This is a genomic window from Nonomuraea mangrovi (assembly GCF_042681425.1).
Taxonomy (GTDB): domain Bacteria; phylum Actinomycetota; class Actinomycetes; order Streptosporangiales; family Streptosporangiaceae; genus Nonomuraea; species Nonomuraea mangrovi.
This window is the reverse complement of sequence record NZ_JBHUFV010000054.1, coordinates 75,624-93,306: the sequence shown is the minus strand read 5'-3', so window position 1 is coordinate 93,306 and position 17,683 is coordinate 75,624. Positions and strand designations below refer to the sequence as shown.

The 17,683-nt window shown below is 70.9% G+C and carries 23 protein-coding genes; 11 read left to right on the top strand and 12 right to left on the bottom strand.

Going from position 1 to position 17,683, the window contains the following annotated elements; translation table 11 throughout:
• Window positions 1–69: 69 nt before the first annotated feature.
• On the top strand, window positions 70–894 hold the full coding sequence (locus tag ACFSKW_RS36550) for an NAD(P)H-binding protein (RefSeq protein ID WP_379577778.1): 825 nt from the start codon (window positions 70–72) through the stop codon (window positions 892–894).
• Here ACFSKW_RS36550 and ACFSKW_RS36545 read toward each other — a convergent pair.
• Genes ACFSKW_RS36545 through ACFSKW_RS36525 form a run of 5 tightly spaced genes read right to left on the bottom strand, consistent with a single transcriptional unit; the run spans window position 891 to window position 5,223 of the window.
• Window positions 891–1,487 carry an energy-coupling factor transporter transmembrane component T family protein gene (locus ACFSKW_RS36545; RefSeq protein ID WP_379577776.1) on the bottom strand — a complete coding sequence of 199 codons (597 nt, stop codon included), beginning with the start codon at window positions 1,485–1,487 and terminating at the stop codon, window positions 891–893. The two genes, ACFSKW_RS36550 and ACFSKW_RS36545, sit on opposite strands and share 4 nt — an antisense overlap.
• Entirely contained in the window at window positions 1,484–2,158 is a 675-nt protein-coding gene (locus tag ACFSKW_RS36540; RefSeq protein ID WP_379577775.1) for an energy-coupling factor ABC transporter ATP-binding protein, read from the bottom strand. The genes ACFSKW_RS36545 and ACFSKW_RS36540 overlap by 4 nt, the downstream gene beginning before the upstream one ends.
• Window positions 2,159–3,262, bottom strand: a complete 1,104-nt coding sequence (locus tag ACFSKW_RS36535; RefSeq protein ID WP_379577773.1) for a thiolase family protein — start codon at window positions 3,260–3,262, stop codon at window positions 2,159–2,161. It lies immediately after the preceding gene.
• 1 nt (window position 3,263) lies between these two features.
• Window positions 3,264–4,613 (bottom strand): class I adenylate-forming enzyme family protein, encoded by a 1,350-nt coding sequence (locus ACFSKW_RS36530; protein WP_379577772.1) that lies wholly within the window; start codon window positions 4,611–4,613, stop codon window positions 3,264–3,266.
• Between the two features lie 7 nt (window positions 4,614–4,620).
• The gene (locus ACFSKW_RS36525; RefSeq protein WP_379577770.1) at window positions 4,621–5,223 is read right to left on the bottom strand and encodes a biotin transporter BioY; all 603 of its coding nucleotides are present in this window, start codon (window positions 5,221–5,223) and stop codon (window positions 4,621–4,623) included.
• 171 nt (window positions 5,224–5,394) lie between these two features.
• Here ACFSKW_RS36525 and ACFSKW_RS36520 point away from each other — a divergent pair, with 171 nt between their 5' ends.
• On the top strand, window positions 5,395–5,754 hold the full coding sequence (locus tag ACFSKW_RS36520) for a hypothetical protein (protein WP_379577768.1): 360 nt from the start codon (window positions 5,395–5,397) through the stop codon (window positions 5,752–5,754).
• Between the two features lie 243 nt (window positions 5,755–5,997).
• Here the strand turns inward: ACFSKW_RS36520 and ACFSKW_RS36515 are convergent, their stop codons facing one another.
• The 3 genes from ACFSKW_RS36515 to ACFSKW_RS36505 all read right to left on the bottom strand — a co-directional run bounded on the left by ACFSKW_RS36515 (window position 5,998) and on the right by ACFSKW_RS36505 (window position 7,487).
• Window positions 5,998–6,384 (bottom strand): hypothetical protein, encoded by a 387-nt coding sequence (locus ACFSKW_RS36515; protein WP_379577766.1) that lies wholly within the window; start codon window positions 6,382–6,384, stop codon window positions 5,998–6,000.
• A gap of 102 nt (window positions 6,385–6,486) precedes the next feature.
• Window positions 6,487–6,891 carry a DUF4267 domain-containing protein gene (locus ACFSKW_RS36510; RefSeq protein WP_379577764.1) on the bottom strand — a complete coding sequence of 135 codons (405 nt, stop codon included), beginning with the start codon at window positions 6,889–6,891 and terminating at the stop codon, window positions 6,487–6,489.
• Between the two features lie 80 nt (window positions 6,892–6,971).
• Entirely contained in the window at window positions 6,972–7,487 is a 516-nt protein-coding gene (locus ACFSKW_RS36505) for a TetR/AcrR family transcriptional regulator (RefSeq protein ID WP_379577762.1), read from the bottom strand.
• Window positions 7,488–7,561: 74 nt separating this feature from the next.
• On the opposite strand from ACFSKW_RS36505, the gene lpdA reads away from it, so the two are divergent.
• From lpdA to ACFSKW_RS36475, 6 genes are all read left to right on the top strand, one after another.
• Window positions 7,562–8,941, top strand: a complete 1,380-nt coding sequence (gene lpdA / locus ACFSKW_RS36500) for a dihydrolipoyl dehydrogenase (RefSeq protein WP_379577760.1) — start codon at window positions 7,562–7,564, stop codon at window positions 8,939–8,941.
• Window positions 8,942–9,055: 114 nt separating this feature from the next.
• Window positions 9,056–9,388, top strand: coding sequence for an MmcQ/YjbR family DNA-binding protein (locus ACFSKW_RS36495; RefSeq protein ID WP_379577758.1), 333 nt, complete (start codon window positions 9,056–9,058; stop codon window positions 9,386–9,388).
• A 179-nt stretch (window positions 9,389–9,567) separates the two neighbouring features.
• Window positions 9,568–10,365 carry a phosphotransferase gene (locus ACFSKW_RS36490; RefSeq protein WP_379577756.1) on the top strand — a complete coding sequence of 266 codons (798 nt, stop codon included), beginning with the start codon at window positions 9,568–9,570 and terminating at the stop codon, window positions 10,363–10,365.
• Window positions 10,362–11,222, top strand: coding sequence for a phosphotransferase enzyme family protein (locus ACFSKW_RS36485; RefSeq protein ID WP_379577754.1), 861 nt, complete (start codon window positions 10,362–10,364; stop codon window positions 11,220–11,222). The genes ACFSKW_RS36490 and ACFSKW_RS36485 overlap by 4 nt, the downstream gene beginning before the upstream one ends.
• On the top strand, window positions 11,219–11,695 hold the full coding sequence (locus tag ACFSKW_RS36480) for a GNAT family N-acetyltransferase (RefSeq protein ID WP_379577752.1): 477 nt from the start codon (window positions 11,219–11,221) through the stop codon (window positions 11,693–11,695). The genes ACFSKW_RS36485 and ACFSKW_RS36480 overlap by 4 nt, the downstream gene beginning before the upstream one ends.
• 22 nt (window positions 11,696–11,717) lie before the next feature.
• Window positions 11,718–12,110, top strand: a complete 393-nt coding sequence (locus ACFSKW_RS36475) for a hypothetical protein (protein ID WP_379577750.1) — start codon at window positions 11,718–11,720, stop codon at window positions 12,108–12,110.
• 36 nt (window positions 12,111–12,146) lie between these two features.
• Here ACFSKW_RS36475 and ACFSKW_RS36470 read toward each other — a convergent pair whose 3' ends face one another.
• The 3 genes from ACFSKW_RS36470 to ACFSKW_RS36460 form a co-directional block, all read right to left on the bottom strand.
• Window positions 12,147–12,473 carry a DUF742 domain-containing protein gene (locus ACFSKW_RS36470; RefSeq protein WP_379577748.1) on the bottom strand — a complete coding sequence of 109 codons (327 nt, stop codon included), beginning with the start codon at window positions 12,471–12,473 and terminating at the stop codon, window positions 12,147–12,149.
• Between the two features lie 89 nt (window positions 12,474–12,562).
• Window positions 12,563–12,865 (bottom strand): barstar family protein, encoded by a 303-nt coding sequence (locus ACFSKW_RS36465; protein WP_379577746.1) that lies wholly within the window; start codon window positions 12,863–12,865, stop codon window positions 12,563–12,565.
• A complete protein-coding gene (locus ACFSKW_RS36460; RefSeq protein WP_379577745.1) occupies window positions 12,862–13,281 on the bottom strand; it encodes a guanyl-specific ribonuclease in 420 nt (139 codons plus the stop codon). The genes ACFSKW_RS36465 and ACFSKW_RS36460 overlap by 4 nt, the downstream gene beginning before the upstream one ends.
• Before the next feature lie 51 nt (window positions 13,282–13,332).
• Here ACFSKW_RS36460 and ACFSKW_RS36455 point away from each other — a divergent pair, with 51 nt between their 5' ends.
• Together ACFSKW_RS36455 and ACFSKW_RS36450 are read left to right on the top strand one after the other, a co-directional pair.
• Window positions 13,333–14,220 (top strand): EamA family transporter, encoded by an 888-nt coding sequence (locus ACFSKW_RS36455; protein ID WP_379577743.1) that lies wholly within the window; start codon window positions 13,333–13,335, stop codon window positions 14,218–14,220.
• Window positions 14,183–14,794 carry a GntR family transcriptional regulator gene (locus ACFSKW_RS36450; protein WP_379577742.1) on the top strand — a complete coding sequence of 204 codons (612 nt, stop codon included), beginning with the start codon at window positions 14,183–14,185 and terminating at the stop codon, window positions 14,792–14,794. The genes ACFSKW_RS36455 and ACFSKW_RS36450 overlap by 38 nt, the downstream gene beginning before the upstream one ends.
• Here the strand turns inward: ACFSKW_RS36450 and ACFSKW_RS36445 are convergent.
• Window positions 14,791–16,965 carry a right-handed parallel beta-helix repeat-containing protein gene (locus ACFSKW_RS36445; protein WP_379577740.1) on the bottom strand — a complete coding sequence of 725 codons (2,175 nt, stop codon included), beginning with the start codon at window positions 16,963–16,965 and terminating at the stop codon, window positions 14,791–14,793. The genes ACFSKW_RS36450 and ACFSKW_RS36445 overlap by 4 nt on opposite strands.
• 259 nt (window positions 16,966–17,224) lie before the next feature.
• Here ACFSKW_RS36445 and ACFSKW_RS36440 point away from each other — a divergent pair, with 259 nt between their 5' ends.
• Window positions 17,225–17,575: a hypothetical protein gene (locus tag ACFSKW_RS36440; protein WP_379577738.1), complete on the top strand. Its 351-nt coding sequence runs from the start codon at window positions 17,225–17,227 to the stop codon at window positions 17,573–17,575.
• Window positions 17,576–17,683: the final 108 nt, after the last annotated feature.

The window sequence follows — 17,683 nt, the reverse complement described above, 5'->3', positions numbered from 1 at the left end:
AAAGTCCGACGGCGGGATCGGTCCGGTGGCCAATGCCCTGGCGGGCGCGGGCACGTAGCGTCCACGGCTATGACGTTTCTCGTAACAGGCGCGACCGGCAAGGCCGGCCGGCACGTGGTCGGCCACCTGCTGCGGGAGGGCGTGCGGGTCAGGGCGCTGACCCGCGACCCTTCGAGGGCGAACCTGCCCGAGCAGGTGGAGGTGGTCCGCGGTGACCTCACCGACCCCGCCACCCTCGGGCCCGCGCTGGACGGCGTGACCGGTGTGCACCTGCTGACCGTGGGCGGCGACGACTACGCCACCCTGACGACCGGCCCCGAGATCGTCGAGCTGGTCAGGAAGGCGGGCGTCCGGCGGGTCGCGCTGCTGTGGAACGGGCAGGTGGGCCCGGTGGAGAAGGCGTTCGAGTCGAGCGACCTTGAGTGGACCAGGCTGGAGGCCGTCGACTTCATGAGCAACACGCTCGGCTGGGCCGAGCACATCAGGACAGAGGGCGTCGTGCGGGAGCCGTTCGCGGACGTGCCCGGCGCCATCGTGCACGAGGCGGACGTCGGCGCGGTCTCCGCGAGGGTGCTGGTCGACGGCGGGCACGGCGGCAGGTCCTACACGCTGACGGGCCCCGAGACGTTCACGGCCCGCCAGCGGCTGCGGGCCATAGGCGACGCGCTCGGCAGGGACCTGGAGTTCGTCGAGCTGACCGAGGAGCAGGCGCGCGAACGCTGGCGGCAGGCGGGCTACGGCGAGGAGCTCATCGAACTGCTGGCGAACTGGCAGGGCAATCCGCCGCCGCAGTCGTACACGGTGGTGCCGACGGTCGAGGAGATCACCGGGCGCCCGCCGCGCACGTTCGCCACGTGGGTGGCCGAGCACGCGGCCCGATTCCGGCCGAACTAGTCGTCCAGGCCGCGGGCGCTCAGGGCCTCGCCCAGGGCGTCCGCGTGCCGCAGGGCGCTGACCACCAGGGGGACGGCGAACGCGCGCATGCTCCACGAGACGCCGCGCGCCCGCTGCGCCTCCCGCACCCTGGTGGCGAGCTCCGAGATGACAGGAACGCTGCGCACGGTCAGCGACAGCAGCAGCGAGACGCGGAACGGGTCGATCCCGAGGGCGCGCAGCGGGCCGAAGCAGCGCTCCAGGAAGGACATCATGTCCGCGAACCTGGTGGTGAGCGTGATCAGCCCCGCCAGGGCCACGGCGAGGACGACGCGCAGCGTGGAGGAGACCGCCCCGTAGAGGTCGACCAGCACGAACTGCATCACGAACAGCACCGCCGCGAACCAGCGCAGCGGTTTGATCTGCGCCCACGCGGCCGCGGGGCCCACCCCCGCGACGGCGTAGAGCAGCACGACCAGCGTCGTGAAGGCGCCGAGCGCGACGGGCGCGCCGAGCAGGAGCAGCGTCGTGCACAGCACGGCCAGGCCCAGCAGCTTCGCGCCCGCGGGCAGCCGGTGCAGAAGGGAATCGCCCGGCACGTAGAGCCCGATCAAGACATGAGCTTCCTGTAGTGGTCGATCGCCGCCTGCGGCGGAGAGTCGGCGACGACGCGGCCCTGGTCCAGCACGATGACGCGATCGAAGGAGTCCAGCAGGCCCAGGTCGTGGGTGACGACGACGACCTGCTGGGGAAGGCGGCCCAGCAGGTCGGCGACCTGGCGGGAGTGGCGCAGGTCCAGCAGCGTGGTCGGCTCGTCCATGATCAGAATCTGCGGGTCGAGCACCAGGACCGCGCACAGGGCCAGCAGCTGCTTCTGCCCGCCGGACAGCTGGTGGGCGGGATGGTCGGCGTGGTCGGCCAGGCCGTACCTGGCCAGGACCTCGCGCACCCGCTCCTCGACCTCGGCGCGGGACAGGCCCTTGCGGCGCAGCGAGAACGCGACGTCCTCCGCGACGGTCGGCATCACGATCTGCGCGTCGGGGTCGGTGAACAGGAACCCCACGTCGCGCCTGATGCGGGCGGCGTGGCGGCGCGTGTCGAGGCCGAGGACGGTGACCTCGCCCGAGGAGGGCAGGGCCAGGCCGTTGATCAGGCGGGCGAGCGTGCTCTTGCCCGAGCCGTTCGCGCCGACGACGCCGATCCTGCGCTCAGGCAGCGTCAGCGTCAGGTCGGACAGCACCTCGCGCTCGCCGAGCGTGACGTTGACACCGGTGAACTGGATCATTCACACCACCTCGAACAGGGCCGCGACGCCCATCCCGCCGCCGACCGCCGCGGTCGCCAGTCCCAGAGTCCCCGAGGGCGCGCCCGAACGCACGAGCCTGGTGAACAGCCTGGTCACCACCACCGCGCCGGTCGCGCCCCACGGGTGGCCGAGAGCGAGGGCGCCGCCGTCGGCGCAGACACGGTCCAGGTCGGCCTCCAGAGCGTCGGTCACCGCGAGGACCTGCGCGGCGAACGCCTCCACGATCTCCACTGCGGCGATCTCCTCCATGGTCACTCCGGTACGGCTGAGCACCCGCCGTACGGCGGGCACCGGACCCCAGCCGGGCAGCGCGGGGTCGCACCCGGTGACCGCGCCTGCCTTCAGCCGCAGCCCCGGCATCCCGGCACGCAGCCGCTCCGGCACGACGGCGACGGCCGCCGCGCCGTCGCTGATGGGCGAGGAGTTGCCCGCGGTGACCGTGCCGCCGGGCACGAAGGCGGCCGGCAGCCGCGCGAGCGTCTCCCTGCGCAGGGCGCGGGGCCGCTGGTCGGCGAGCCTGCCGTCGATCTCGACGAGCTCCTGGTCGAAGCGGGCGGCGACGGCTCTGGCGTGGCTGCGGTGGGCGTAGTCGTCCTGCCGCTCCCTCGGCACGCCGCGCGCGGTGGCGAGGGCTTCCGCGGCAGGCCCCATGTCGGGGTCGGGGTGGCCCGCCGGCGCGAACGGCGCCCGCTGGTACGGCTCGGCCGCGCCGCGCATCGTGCGCAGCGGCGCCGTCGACGCGCTCTCCACGCCACCGGCGATGACCAGGTCCGCCTCGCCCGCGCGTACCGCCTGCCCCGCCAGCAGGATCGCGGCCAGGCCGCTGCCGCACTGGCGGTCCACGGTGACACCGGGCACCTCGTGTCCCAGGCCCGCGGCGAGCGCCGACACGCGGGCGAGATTGCCGCCCGCGCCCATGCAGTTGCCGAGCACGACGTCGTCGACCCGCAGGTGCGGGACCTCTCCCGCGACCGCCGCGATCACGGGCGCGGCGAGCTGGTCGGCCGTCAACGACTTGTAGGCGTGTCCCGCGGTGCCGATGGGGGTACGGCGGGCCGCCACGACGACAGGCTGTTCGATCATCTCAGACGAGCCGCCTGATCTGGGGATCGCCGCCGGCCAGCCGGGCGGCGACCAGGCCGCGCGCGGGCTTGCCCGTGGGGGTGCGAGGCAGATCGCCCACCGCGTACCAGCGTCTCGGCCGCTGCGCCGCGTCGAGCCGGCCGCGCGCGACCGCTTCGAGCGCCGCACGCGGGGGCGGCGACCCCTCCAGCACCGCGGTCACGACCGAGCCGAGCTGGGGGTGTGGCGAACCGATGACCACGATGTCCCTGACGCCGGGCACGTCGCGCAGCACGGCCTCCACATCCTCGGGAACCACGGTCGCGCCACCGGTCTGGATCGCGCCGTCGCCGCGCCCGCGCAGCCGCAGCGGCCGCCCAGGCTCGTACGGCTCGGCGAGGTCGCCGACGCTCATCCAGCCCGCGCCGTCCGTCTTCATCGGGCCCTTCGCCCCCGCCACGTACCCTTCGGCCAGCCACGGCGACCGGGCCCACACCTCGCCGTCGCGTACCTGGATCTCGACCTCGGGAAAGGGCCGCAACCCTGTGCCGTCGGCGTCGGCGGCGACGAACGACATCTCCGTCGCGCCGTAGTACGACACGACCCTGACACCGGCGCGCGCGGCCATCTCGCGCGCGTGGGGAGGCAGCGCCGCGCCGCCGACCATCGCGGTGCGCAGCGGGCCGCCGACCTCCTCCAGCACGTCGAGCACGGCGGGCAGCCGGTGGGGGACGAGATGGACGACCGTGGCCCGCCTGAGCTGGACGGTCAGCGAGCCGGGTGACCACCGTCCTGGGACGACGACCGTCGCCCCGGCCGCCAGCGCGTGGACGGCGGCGAAGCCGTACAGAGAGGAGACCAGCGGGCCGGGCACCAGCACCACGTCGTCGGCGCCGATGCCCGCCAGGGCGCTGACGTGCGGGAAAGAACCCGCCCACGACCTGCGGGTACGCACCACGGCGCGGGGGCTTCCTGTGCTGCCCGAGGTCAGGCACGCCCACACCAGGTCGTCGCCGTCGGGCTCCACGGTGATCCCCGGGGTGATTTCCGCGGTGCCCCCCGCGGCCCCGGTGGCCGGCAGGGGCGTGTCGACGTGCAGGTCGACGGGGAGCGTGGCCGCCACCCTCGCGCGCTGGTCCCCGTCGCACAGCAACGGCGTGGCGCCCGCCAGGTCGGCGGCGAGCACGGCGACGAGCTGGTCGACGGGGTCGCTCAGGGTGATCGCGACCAGTCCCTTGCCCTTGACAGGAAGGGGCCTGGCGAGCACTTCCCGCCAGAGCTCGGCGTAGGTGAGGGAACCTCCTGGGCCGCACAGCGCCGGCTGGTGAGGGCGTTCGAGAGCATGGCGCTGGACCTGTGCGGCGACGGGCATGCTGAGCTCAACCGGCCTTGACGCGCTCGCGGTGGACGGCGGGGATCGCGTCGGGGTAGGCCCGCTGTGTGCCGCGTGTCACGATCGACGCGAGAATCGCCTTGGCCACGTCGCCGGGCACGAACGTCAGGCTGAGCAGCGCCGCCTTGCTGAGCGGCAGCCCCGTGATGGCGGCCTGGACCGGGATGCCGAACAGGTAGATCACGCCGACGCCGCCCGCGAGGCACGCGACGAGCAGCCGGAAGATGCCGGGCGACCTGCCGCCGCGCTCGACGATCCACCCGGTGAGGGCCGCCCCTGGAATCCACCCGAGCAGGAAGCCCACCGAGGGGCTGGTGAACACGCCGAGCCCGCCGCGACCGCCCGCCAGCAGCGGCAGGCCCGCGGCCACCAGCAGGATCAGCACCGCGACCGCGAGAGCGCCGCGCCACGACCCGAGGATCGCTCCCGCGAGCATCACGCCGAACGTCTGCAGCGTGATGGGGACGGCGTTGCCGAAGACGTTGAGCGCGCCCGGCAGACCGAGGACGGCGATCAGCGCGGCGAACACGCTGATCCTGGCGAGGTCCCCGGTCGGGAACCTGCGGCGGCTGGGGGATTCATTCATCATGCGTCTGATCCCACACCAGGACGTCTGGGTTCAAGCATGGAGAGATCCCACAACATTCTTGGTGTTCGTCTGAGCAACAAGGACGTGACAACGGTACCTGGCCCACTGACATGCGTGGTTTCCTCCGGCGTGGGTAGTTGCAGGGTCCCGTCGTCTGGAGGTGTCGCCGTCATGTCCGAACCGAACGGACTCGTCGAGTCCCTCAGGGAGCGCATTGGCAAGGAAGCGGACTCCCAGGCGCACCGGGCCGCGCGGGGCATCCGCCAGTGGGCCGACGAACTGGCCGCGGCGACCGCCGACGGCGAGCCCGGCTCGCCCGTGGACGCGGCGGTCCAGGAGATCGCGGACGCGGGGCAGCGGGCGGCCGACTATCTGGATCGGCGGGGATTCGCCGGAATCGCACAGGATGTGGGGGAGTTCGCCAGGAAGCGCCCCGTGCTCTTCGTGGCCGGGGCGGTCGCCCTGGGCTTCCTCGTCCGGAAGCTGCTCAAGCCCTCCCGGGAGAAGACCACGCCTCCCGAGGAGCCCTGAGAGAGCCCCGGGGCGGACCGCGGCGAGAGCAGCGAGGGAGGCGTTCCTCGCCGGGGCGGACCAGTGCGGCGAGCGGTGGGGGAGGCCTTCTTCCGAGGTCGGTTGGTGCGCGAGAGCGGTGAGGGAGGGTTTCCTGCCGAGGTCGACCGGTGCGGCGAGAGGGTTCTCGCTCGCGGAGATCGGTTCTTCCCCGTCGCCTGCCTGCCCGACGACCTGGAGAACGGCCACGCGAAGCTGATCAGGTCAGCGGTCGAACCAGCCCCTGACGCCCCGCAGCGCTAGGAGCACGAGCACCGCGACCGCCATGAACAGGTGAGGGTTCACCACGTCGCTCGCCCGCACGCCGTACAGGAACGGCGGGAGGACCTGCGCGCCGACGGTGAGCACCTCGACGGTGATCGCGGCGATCCACACCCATTTACGCCGGGAGCGCCACTTCGCCACGAGAAGGATCAGCGTGGCGGTCATCACGAGTGACGGGAGGAAGAGGATCAGCCCGATGCCGGTGCCGAGGAGCCCCGCCAGGAACAGCAGGCCGATGCAGCCCAGGGCGGACTGGACGGCCACGATCGCTCTGGTGACGGCCGCCACGGCGGGCATCCGGTCGGCTAACTGATCGGAGTCGGTCACCTCGACAGCTAAGCATGCCGCCGCCCAGTGGGAAACCCGGTGATCTCAGGCGTCGCGCGGCTGGGTGGGACTGTCAGGTGTTGCGCTGGGCGGGAGCGGGCGTCAGGCGCCACGCGGCTGGGTGGGAGCGGGCTGGGGGCGGGTGGCGCGGAGGAGGAGGGCGCCGGTCAGGGCGACGATCACGGCGGTGCCGCCGTGCATGAGGTACGCCAGGGCGGGCACCCCGTGCCGGCTGAGGACCACGACGGCGTCGCCGAGGGGGATGAAGGCCATCGCGAGCATCGTGAAGCCGAGACCGCGACGCTGGCCGGCGATGAGGAGAGTGAAGATCACGAGCCCGCTGCCCAGGTCGCGGACGCCCTTGACCAGGAGGAACGCGCTGTCCGACGGGACGAGGGGGAGGCCGAAGCCGGCGGCGATGGACTGCGGGTCGATGAGGTAGTTGACGCCGATGTAGCTGATGAACAGGCCGCCGAGGATGGCGAGGACGGTGGCGAGACGCGACATGACGGCACTCCGGTTGTTAGTTATTGGTCACTAAGTTTTATGGGCATGTGCCGGCCCTCCCGTGGGAGGCGGACAGGCGATCAGGGGGCGAAGTCGGACCAGACGCGATGGTCGGGGGGGAAGCCGAGCGACACGAGCGTGTTGATGAGCATGCCGTACGACATGAAGAAGGTGGTCTCGTGCACGTCGGCGCCGAGCAGCAGGTGCATGGAGTCCCACCAGTCCTCCCACACCTTGCGGATCTCCGCGCCGAACTCGTCCTCCATCGAGGCGACGGCCACGTAGACCTGCATCTGCATGAGCAGCATGTCGCGGTCCTTGATGAGCTCCTTGTAGGCGCCGGCCATCGACATGTGCGGGTCGCCGGATTCGCCGGCCTCCTCCAGTGTCCTGCGGGTCTCCGACAGGCAGCGGGTGGCGGCGGCCAGGAAGATGGCCTGCTTGCCGGGGAAGAGCCGGAAGAGGTACGGCTGGCTGACCCCGACGCGGCGGGCGATCGCCTCGGTGGAGGTGCCGTGGTAGCCGCCGCGCGCGAACTCGGAGATCGCGGCGCGGATGACGCTCTCTCGCCGTTCCTCGGCGCTCATCCTGACCATGAGAGAAAGTTAGTGGCCAATCACTAACGGGGTCAAGTTCGGCTCATCCCGTGCCGTCCAATAGTGTCCGGGTCATGAGCACTCACTTCGACGTTGTCGTCCTCGGCGCGGGGCCCGGGGGATACACGGCGGCGGTCCGCGCCGCCCAGCTCGGCCTTCGCACGGCCGTCATCGAGGAGAAGTACTGGGGCGGCGTCTGCCTGAACGTGGGCTGCATCCCCTCCAAGGCGCTGCTGCGCAACGCGGAGCTGGCGCACATCTTCACCAAGGAAGCCAAGACCTTCGGCATCAACGGCGAGGTGACCTTCGACTACGGCGCCGCCTTCGACCGCAGCCGCAAGGTCGCCGACGGCCGCGTCAAGGGCGTCCACTTCCTGATGAAGAAGAACGCGATCACCGAGTTCGACGGTCGTGGCACCTTCAGGGACGCCAGCACCATCGAGGTGAACGGCGAGACTGTCACCTTCGACCACTGCATCATCGCCGCCGGCACCACGACCAAGCTCATCCCCGGCACCACCCTGTCGGAGCGCGTGGTCACCTACGAGGAGCAGATCCTCACCGAGGAACTGCCCGGCAGCATCATCATCGCGGGCGCGGGCGCCATCGGCGTCGAGTTCGCCTACGTGCTGCACAACTACGGCGTCCAGGTGACGATCGTGGAGTTCCTCGACCGGATGGTCCCCCTGGAGGACGAGGAGGTGTCGAAGGAGCTGGCCAAGCGCTACCGCAAGCTCGGCATCGACGTGCTCACCTCGACCAGGGTCGACAGCATCGAGGACACCGGCTCCTCCGTGAAGGTGACGGTCACCAAGGACGGCGCGCAGCAGGTGCTCGAGGCCGACAAGGTGCTGCAGGCGATCGGCTTCCAGCCGCGGGTCGAGGGCTACGGCCTGGAGAACACCGGCGTCAAGCTCACCGACCGCGGCGCCATCGAGGTGGACGGGCGCGGCCGTACCAACGTGCCGCACATCTTCGCCATCGGCGACGTGACGGCCAAGCTGATGCTGGCGCACGCGGCCGAGTCCATGGGCGTCATCGCGGCCGAGACGATCGGCGGCGCGGAGACCATGGAGCTCGACTTCGTGATGATCCCGCGCGCGACCTACTGCCAGCCGCAGATCGCCAGCTTCGGCTTCACCGAAGCGCAGGCGCGCGACCTGGGCTACGACGTGAAGGTCGTCAAGTTCCCCTTCACCGCGAACGGCAAGGCCCACGGGCTCGGCGACCCCCAGGGCTTCGTGAAGATCGTCGCCGACGACACGCACGGCGAGCTGCTCGGCGCCCACCTGATCGGGCCCGAGGTCACCGAGCTGCTGCCCGAGCTGACCCTGGCCCAGCAGTGGGACCTCACCGTCCACGAGGTCGCGCGCAACGTCCACGCGCACCCGACGCTGGGCGAGGCGGTCAAGGAGGCGATCCACGGCCTCGCGGGCCACATGATCAACATGTGACGACCGCGCCGGACGCGTCCCGGGGCTCCGAGGGGCGCGTCTCGCGCTTCGAGGGCGCGCCCCTGGCTTTGAGGGCGCGCCCGAACTGTCGGTGCTGTCTGGTTACATCGGAGCATGGGTGTGAGCGTCGAGGAGTTCCTGCGGATCGTCATGCGGCTGCCCGAGGTGTCGCAGTACGAGAGCGCCGGCTACAGCGGCTTCAAGGTGGCGGGCAAGGGGTTCGGCTACCTGTGGGAGGAGACCGAGACGGTCGGGCTCAAGGCCCTCGTGGAGGAGCAGCTCGCGCTGGTGGCCGAGCGGCCCGAAGTGTTCGAGGTCCAGTTCACCGCGGGTCGGTTCGGCTGGGTCGTGGTGCGGCTGGCCGGCATCGAGGCCGACGAGCTGGCCGAGATGGTCCTCGAGGCCTGGTCGCTGTCGGCCCCCAAGCGCCTGCTGACGTCCGTCTGACGAGCACGGCCATGTGAAGGCCGGAGCTCAGGATCCTGTGGCGCCGGCACGGATGTCGAACGCGCGCCCGCAGGCCACGCCGGTCGTAGCGGGGTCGCGTGGGCACCGCGATGCTGGGGGAGCGTGGACATCGGGTGGCGGCACGGCCCCCTAAACCATTCGCCCCGGTTCCTGATCTCGTGATCTACTTCGAGGCCGTGGAAGTGACGCAGGGCTGGGACAGCGTGGCGGCGTTGGTCGACGACAGGTGGATCGAGCGGCGGCCGCGCAGGCCCGAGGTGGTCGAGCTGCTGATGATGGAGACCGCCGTGATGCCGTGGCTGGCTCCACAGCTCCCGATGAAGGTCCCCGTCCCGTGGGTGGTCTCCGCGGATCCGCTGGTCGTCAGGCACGAGGCGGTTTCCGGCGGCCCGGTGGGCGAGCTGACGGCCGCCCATGGCCGCGCGATCGGCGGGTTCCTGAGGGCCCTCCACCGGGTGGACGTGGCGGAGGCGATCGCACGCGGCCTGCCGGGCAGGGCGACGGTGGAGCGTGAGGCCTTCATGGCGCGCTTTCGCGAGGTGGTGCTGCCGATGGTCGCCGACCGGGACCTGGCGACGGCGTTGCTCGACAGTGTCGGCGGGTTGCCCGCCGACACCGTGGTCCACGGGGACCTCGGCCCTGAGCATCTGCTGGCGGAGGAAGGCGAGCTGACCGGCGTGATCGACTTCTCCGACGCCCATGTGGGGGACAGGGCGCTGGACCTGTCCTGGATCCTGTACGGCACGTCCCGCGTCTTCGCCGACGCCGTCGCCGACGAGTACGGCGTGAGCGAGCAGGAGCGTGACCGCGCGCTCGTCTGGCACCGGCTGGGCCCGTGGCACGAGGTCCTGCACGGCCTCGACACCGGCGATCCTTCGAGCGTCGAGGCCGGGTTGAAGGGAGTGGCGGAGCGTCTCGCGCTCGGATCCCGGTCGGCGGGGCGGGGCGCCCTGTGACGGCCGACCACGCCGCGGTCTTCGAGCGGTTCGGCATCCCGGCGCAGGAGTCGGTCTATCCCTACGCGCCGGTCTTCCAGGGCGTGGTCGGCGGGCGTCCCGTGGCGGTGAAGCGCACCCATGACGCCGAGGCGATGGGCCGGTGGGTGCGCAGGCTCAGGGAGCTGGGGGTGCCCGTGGTGACGCCGGTCGCGGGGCCGTACGAGATCGGGGACGCCACGTGGGTGGCCTACCCGTGGGTGGAGGGCCGCGGCTACGAGGGGACGCGGGCCGATGTGGCTGCGGCGGGCGACCTGCTCGGGCGGCTCCACGCGGCGGGCACCAGGGAGGGGCTCAAGGACTTCGAGTGGCCGGACCATGACGCCGCCTCGGTCCAGGAGGACGTCGACGGGCTCGCGCCGTACACGGACCGGTTCGAGCAACTGCTGCGGGACTTCATGACGACGACGCTGCCCGCCGTCCGGGACGCGGACCTGCCGGTGGCCGAGGTCAGCATGGACTTCAAGGCCGCGAACCTCGTCTACTCCGGCGACGGCCCGGTGCTGGTCGACCCGGACAACGGTGAGCGCGCCCCGCGGCTGCTCGACCTGGCGCTGGCGGCGCTGCTATTCCACAACGACCTGGAGGGCGAGCCCGCCCGGCTGTTCACGGAGCAGGAGTGGGCGGTCTTCCGCGACGCCTACCTGGCCAGGGTGGAGCTCACCGAGCGGGAGCGCGCGGTGTGGCCGACGGCGCTGCTGTACATGATGCTGGAGTGGGGCGTGTGGACGGCGATCAACGGTGAGTGGCAGGTCGGCAGGCATGCGCGCTTCCTCGCCGATCTGCTGAGCACGGATCTGGGGAGGTTCACGCTGTGAGGTTGCGCGGGTGGACGAGCGGTGACGCCGCCGCGGTGCTGGAGGCCTTCAGGGCGGAGGACATGCGTACCCAGTCCGCCGAGCCGATCGCGACGGAGGACGACGCGGTCCGCTGGATGGAGAGCTGGGCGGCAAGAGGTCACGCCTTCGCCGTCGTCCTGGACGACGAGGTGGTGGGCAACGTCGCCGTCACCAGGATCGACGGGCACGGCAACGGGTGGGTCTCCTACTGGACCACCGCCCGCGCCCGTGGCAGGGGTGTGGCCGCGCGGGCCGCGAACCTGCTGGCGGAGTGGGCGTTCGAGGAGCGCGGCCTGTACCGGCTGGAGCTGGGGCACCGGGTGACCAACCCCGCCTCGTGCAGGGTCGCGGTCAAGGCGGGCTTCCTGCCCGAGGGGGTGGAGCGCGGAAAGCTCGTCTACGACGGGGTTCGTCACGACGTCGAGCGGCACGCTCGGCTGGCCACCGACTGATCCGCTCCTCTACCCTCAGGCTGTGGACAGCGAGAGCCGGGCGGCGGCCGGCCTGCTGGCGGCCATGAGCCGGGCGGCGGCCGCGTTCGACGAGCTGCGCCATCCCTTCGTCAGGCGCGAGCCGCTGACCTACTTCCAGCCGGGCGGGTGGACGACGGGCGTGCTGTTCACGCTGCCCGACGGGAGAGCGGTGCGTTTCTCGGTGTCCTTCGCCCACTCCGAGACGTTCTTCCACGTCAGCGGCGAGGCGATGGTGGAGGAGCGGGCGCTGGTCGAGCTGCCGACCAGGAGCGCGGAGAACGTCCACGAGGCGTTGGCGATGCTGGAGGAGCAGGTGGGGGAGGTCGTCTCGCCGGCTCGGTGGCTGCTCGAGCAGCTCATGGAGGAGATCGCGGAAGAGGTCACCGAGTTCTGATGGCGGCGGGCGCGTCTCGGCGGATCGCGGAGGTGGTCACAGGGATCTGAGGCCCTGCAGCACGTCACGCAGCACGTCGACGTCCTCGGCGGCGTGTCGTACGGTGACCAGCTGGCGCTCGCGGAGATCGCCGAGCAGGACGCGGACCACGCCGACCGACAGCCCGGTGGCGGAGGCGACCTCGGCGACGGAGACGGGGTTGCGGCAGGCGGCGAGCACTCTGAGGTATTCGGGGGTGAGGCCCGCCGACGGCGAGGGCACACCGGTGGCGGCCACGATGGCGATGAGGTCGAAATCCTCGCCGGTCGGGCGGGTGCGGCCGCGCGTCATCATGTACGGCCGGACTAACCAGTCTTCACTCATTCCTCGCCTCCGGGAAGCGGTCAACAGTAGCAACCTCTGACCCGTCGGGGACAGTATCGGCGGGCCGTCCGCTCGCCGACAAGCAGGGGTCAGCGGGACCGCAGGACGACGGAGAGATGGGCGTCGCCTTCGGCTCCGTCGGCCACCGCGTCGGCCAGCACGACGGCGATGGCGTCGTAGGCGGTGGCGTCGGCGGCGCGCAACGCGCCGGGGTTCGACCAGATGAGCACGTGCTCGCCGGGGGGAAGCCACGACAGGTCGGTGAGGCTGTCGTAGAGCGCGTCGAGGTTGTAGCCGAAGTAGGAGGGGAACTCCAGGGCGGAGGCGATCGCGGTCATCACCCCGTCGGAGCTGTCGAGTCGCGCTCCGTCGATCCGGTGCTCGAATCTCATCGCTTCACGTCCACGGCGACGAAGGACCGGTAGTGGTCGCCCGTGTAGTAGAGCTCGTCGACCCCGGCTCCGGTGACGAGCCGCCGCGCGCCCCTGCCGGGCGAGCCTGGGGTCGGCACCGTGTACTCGTGGTAGTAGCCGCGTTTCTGCTGCGGCAGGATGCGCTCGCGGTTCTGGAAGACCACGCCGTCGCGCCGGTAGGGGAACGGCCCGTCGCTCTGGATGAGCCGCCAGGTCTTGGTCGCCTCAGGGGGGAGCGAGGAGAGCGCCTTCTCTGGCAGCGCCGCCGGGGCGAGCGAGGGCAGGGACTCCTCGGGCGGTGCCGTGGGTGCGGAGGCGGCGCCGCAGCTCCCGATGAACGTTCCGATGGCGAGCGGGACCGCCGCGATGCCCCTGAGATTCACCTCACGTGACATACCCGGACAAATGACTGGACGAACCTTGTCTAGTTGTCAGACAATCCTTCTATGAAGAACGTCCTCGTCGCCGCGGTCCTCTGGGGCACGGCCGGCACGGCAGGATTGCTGATCACCGCCGATCCGATCTCCGTCGCCGCGGCTCGCCTCGTCTTCGGCGGGCTCGTGCTGGCCTTCATGGTCAGAGGAGTGCGGATCACGCCCGCCCTGCTGCTGGGCGCGGTCGCCGTGGCCGCCTACCAGCTGTGCTTCTTCGCCGCGGTCAGCCGTACGGGAGTGGCCATCGGCACGGTCGTCGCGATCGGCAGCGGCCCCGTCTTCACCGGGCTGCTGTCCCGGCAGTTCTCCGCGCGCTGGGCCGCGGCGACGGCCGCCGCCATCGCGGGATGCGCCGCGTTGATCGCCGGCAGCGGTGCCCGGGCGGGCGACCAGGTCGTCGAAGGCGTGCTCCTCGCCCTGCTCGGCGGCCTGATCTACGCCTTCTACGCGGTCACCGCGGCCCGCGCGATCAACGCGGGCGCCCCGTCCGACGGCGTGATGGGCGTCATGTTCGGCGGCGCCGCCGCCGTCATGCTGCCGATCCTGATCGCGACGGGTCCCGGCTGGCTGGCCGAGCCGCGCAGCCTGCTCGCCGCGCTCTACCTCGGCCTCGGCACCACGGCCCTGGCCTACTTCCTGTACGGCAGGGGCCTGCGCACCACCCCCGTGTCCACCGCGGCCACCCTCGCCCTCGCCGAACCCGCGGTGGCCGCGCTGCTCGGCCTGGTCGTGCTGCACGAGACGCTGAGCCCTGTGTCATGGGGCGGGCTGGTGCTCCTGGGCGTTAGCCTCGTGGCGGTGGCCGTCCCGGCGCGTAAGCCGACCAGGGAAGGACGGCCGGTGTCAGAAGGGGAGCCGATCAGTGCTGAGGCCGGTGTCGACGGTCAGCGCGCTCGCTGACGCGCTGCGGCAGCGGGTGCTGTCGGGCGAGATCGATCCGGGCACGCCGCTGCCCGAGCAGGAGCTCGCCGCCCTCTACGGCGTCGCCAGGCCCACGGTCAGGGAGGCGCTGGCCGTGCTCGTGCACGAGGGGCTGCTCAGGCGCGAGCGCAACCGCAGCGCCTACGTCCCCGAGGTGACGATCGACGACCTCGACGACCTGATGTTCGTCCGCAGGCCGCTGGAGGACCTGATGGCGCGCTCGCTCGCGGGTCGCCGGGTGCCCGAGGCGGAGGCGGCGCTGGAGCGGATGGCCGCCCTGCCGGACGACGCGCCGTGGTCGGACGTGGTGGCCGAGCACATGGCACTGCACGCGGCGCTGATCGACGCGGTCGGCAGCCCGCGGCTGGTCAGGCTGTACGGAGCCCTGGCCGCGGAGACGCGGCTGGGGCTCGTCAGGCTGCGCAGGGTGTACGAGGACCGCGACCGGCTGGTGGCCGAGCACCGCGCACTTCTTGACGCGATAGCGGGCGGCGACGCACAGTCTGTTGTCAAGGAGCATCTCGGACATTCCTGGGGCGCCACGACGGACTAGGCGGCGGGTCTCACGTAGAAGGCGATGTCCTCGTAGCGCCAGCCGTCGGCGATCGCGGCGTCGCGAGCGGACGTGTCGGTCGTGTAGTGGTGGTAGGCGCGTTTCTGCAGGCGGTGGACGGCCACGAGTCCGGGTCCTGGCGCGGCCGCGGCGTAGAAGGCGACGGCTCTCGCGTGGTAGCCCCACTGCGCAACCGCGCTCTCACGCTCGGTCGCGCTCGTGGTGAAGAGCAGGTCGCCTGTCGTCGGATGGGCGAGGCGGTAGACCGGAGCGAGCGCGGGTCCGCGCCGGTGGGAGGCGAGGAACCCGACGCCGAGGTCTTCGAACCCCTGGAACGTCGCGGCCTGTTCGGCCTCCTTCCTGTCGAGCGTCATCAGCACGCGGCCATCGTCCGGATGGCTGAGGAGGAGCACCGTCCTGTCCAGCACGCCGGTGCCGGAAGAGGTCCTCCTGCCGGAGGAGGGGTCGGTGGGTTCCGGGGTGGCCTCCGGTCTGGTCTCCTCGCCGTTCGAACCTGGCCATCTGAGCGCGCCGAGAGGCGGTCGAGCGCCCGCCTCCACACCCACGGCGGCGGCGACGTCCTCGGGTAGCGGCAGGCCGCCGGTGGCCGCCGCACTGTCCGGACGGACCCGGTAGCCGTCCTTGCCGATGAAGTAGGTCTGCGCGCCCTCTTGGTAGAGTCCGTGCCTTTCCCGGCCCGTTTCCGCGAACGCCGGCAACGTCGGATAGCCGGCGTCGCCGCCGTCTTGGAGCGCCCATGTGACCAACTGCGACGGGCTTGCCGCGTCCGCCCTGTAGTAGCCGTTGTGGTCCATCTGGCTGACGGGGATCATGCCGTCGGCCCCCACCCGCTTGCCGGACGATCGCTCGTTGGCGTCGATCGTCTCGACAACGGTCTCGCCGCCCGCCCGCGCGGCGAAGATGTTGTTGACGAGGGTGACATCCGTGGTGTCCCACGTCACTCCGCGGTCGAGAGCCTCCTTGCCGGGACAGTTGTCGGAGCTGCACCGGTCGGCGTGTGGCCGGGGATCCTCGGCGATCAGCAGGGTCTGGGCGTTGTCCGCGAGCGTGTTGTTGTAGACGCGGACCTGGTTGGAGCCGCTGATCTTGAGGCCGTACTGCCCGTTGCCCGTCATCAGGTTGGAGGCGATGAGCCCGCGCGAGGAGACCTCGTAGTACAGGCCGTGCTTGCTGTTGTTCCTGGCCAGGTTCCGCACCATCGTGACGTTCTCGCAGGACAGGTCGCACCAGAACCCGGCGCCGAGGTTGCCGTCGAAGACGTTGTCCCTGATGATCGCGTTGCGCAGGTAGGTCGCCTTCACACCGGCGCCTGCGAGGCTGCGCGCCGATTCCAGGCCGGTGCGTTCCAGGTTGTTGCCGATGACGCGGTTGCCGTCGAAGGTGAGATCGCCGGCCTGGTAGGAGAGCACCCCGTTCGAACCGTTGTAGGAGATCTCGTTCCCGCTGAGTCGCATGCCTGAGGCGTTCGCGACGATGCCTGCGGCCGCGTTCAGTGTGATCGTGTTGTCCTCCAGGATGACACCGTCGGCCTGGGCGATGACGGCCGCAGGTTGCTTCCGGTAGTCCTGGCTGGTGGCGTAGTGCGTGAAACCGAGTCCTCGAACGACGGAGTGCTCGGATCCGGGCAGGAACTGGACGGCGTAGCGCCGATCGGAAACCTCTATCGACTGCCCGGCCGGGTCGCTGCCGACGTAGAGCGCGTTGCGCGCGCTGTCGGAGTAGAACGTTCCCACCCGCAGGTGCTCACGGTCGGCTACCTGCCGCATGGGCTTGCCGTTGAGGAACACCATCGCGGGGTCACCGGCCAGCTCGTTGCCCTGCGTGATGTCGGACGGATAGACGCAGGCCTTGAGATCCGCTCCGGGCCGGCAGATGTCCGGGTTCCAGCCGTCCAGCCGCCAGGCATGGCCGTCCTGAACGAACCGGTGCGGCTCTATCACGGAGCTGCCCTTGAGCCAGACCTCCTCACCGGAGTAGGCCTCCAGCGTCACCGGCTTGGAGATGCCGCCGAGCGACTCGCGGTAGTCGCCGGCGCGTAAGACGATCGTCGTCATCGTGCCGGCCTGGGCCCGGCTGAGGGCCTCGGTGGCGGTGCGGAGGGGCCGTTCGACTGTTCCGGAGTTCGAGTCGTCCCCGTCCACGGCGGACACGAAGATCTTGGTGGCGGCAGACGGTGCCGCGCTCGACGTGCCGGCACAGCTGGAGGCCGTCAGTATGGCAAGAAGGCCTATCGCCACTTTTCTATAACAAAGCGTCATGTCACCCTCATACCTATAAAAGCGGTTGGCCGTGCATGGAAGCGCTGAACCTGTCGGCTCGGAGATGGCAAGCGCCGGGCGAGGTGCTTCCAGACATTCTGCGGTGTTGGTCCCTTGCGGGAAACACCCCGATGTCGCAAGAATCGCGCCCATGCACGGCAATGCAGTGCCGGAGTCCTACGTGTACGTCACTGAGGAGGGCGTGGCCCGCCACTATTCCGACGGCAGCGTCGAGGCGCTGGCGTGGGAAGACGTCGTCGAGGTGCGGGTTGCCTCCGAATCGGAGTCCGAGGTCCTCTACATCCTTCTCGATCGCGACGGGGAAGGGTGCGTCGTGCCGCGATCCGCTACCGATGCCAGTTTCCTGGCGCGTCTCCGCTACTTGCCGGATTTCGATCTCGATCGGTTGCTCATCGCATCTGAGGCGGCCAGGGACGGGGTCGTGATCGTCTGGCGGAGTCCTGAGCCGCCCTCGTCGCTGCCGGACCTGGAGTACGACTAGTCACCATCGAGGCGACTCCCCTGTTGTCAAGGGCGATGATTGCCAGGGCCCGTGATAGGCCTTTCGATGGAGATGCGGCCATCACTGTTGCCCCTGTTGCGGCTGCTG

Bases quoted from the DNA above. Each gene is read 5' to 3' on its own strand.
- ACFSKW_RS36550 (WP_379577778.1), top strand. From the start codon at position 70: ATGACGTTTCTCGTAACAGGCGCGACCGGCAAGGCCGGCCGGCACGTG.
- ACFSKW_RS36540 (WP_379577775.1), bottom strand. From the start codon at position 2,158: ATGATCCAGTTCACCGGTGTCAACGTCACGCTCGGCGAGCGCGAGGTG.
- ACFSKW_RS36535 (WP_379577773.1), bottom strand. From the start codon at position 3,262: ATGATCGAACAGCCTGTCGTCGTGGCGGCCCGCCGTACCCCCATCGGC.
- ACFSKW_RS36530 (WP_379577772.1), bottom strand. From the start codon at position 4,613: ATGCCCGTCGCCGCACAGGTCCAGCGCCATGCTCTCGAACGCCCTCAC.
- ACFSKW_RS36525 (WP_379577770.1), bottom strand. From the start codon at position 5,223: ATGATGAATGAATCCCCCAGCCGCCGCAGGTTCCCGACCGGGGACCTC.
- ACFSKW_RS36520 (WP_379577768.1), top strand. From the start codon at position 5,395: ATGTCCGAACCGAACGGACTCGTCGAGTCCCTCAGGGAGCGCATTGGC.
- ACFSKW_RS36510 (WP_379577764.1), bottom strand. From the start codon at position 6,891: ATGTCGCGTCTCGCCACCGTCCTCGCCATCCTCGGCGGCCTGTTCATC.
- ACFSKW_RS36505 (WP_379577762.1), bottom strand. From the start codon at position 7,487: ATGGTCAGGATGAGCGCCGAGGAACGGCGAGAGAGCGTCATCCGCGCC.
- lpdA (WP_379577760.1), top strand. From the start codon at position 7,562: ATGAGCACTCACTTCGACGTTGTCGTCCTCGGCGCGGGGCCCGGGGGA.
- ACFSKW_RS36495 (WP_379577758.1), top strand. From the start codon at position 9,056: ATGGGTGTGAGCGTCGAGGAGTTCCTGCGGATCGTCATGCGGCTGCCC.
- ACFSKW_RS36470 (WP_379577748.1), bottom strand. From the start codon at position 12,473: ATGAGTGAAGACTGGTTAGTCCGGCCGTACATGATGACGCGCGGCCGC.
- ACFSKW_RS36465 (WP_379577746.1), bottom strand. From the start codon at position 12,865: ATGAGATTCGAGCACCGGATCGACGGAGCGCGACTCGACAGCTCCGAC.
- ACFSKW_RS36460 (WP_379577745.1), bottom strand. From the start codon at position 13,281: ATGTCACGTGAGGTGAATCTCAGGGGCATCGCGGCGGTCCCGCTCGCC.
- ACFSKW_RS36455 (WP_379577743.1), top strand. From the start codon at position 13,333: ATGAAGAACGTCCTCGTCGCCGCGGTCCTCTGGGGCACGGCCGGCACG.
- ACFSKW_RS36440 (WP_379577738.1), top strand. From the start codon at position 17,225: ATGCACGGCAATGCAGTGCCGGAGTCCTACGTGTACGTCACTGAGGAG.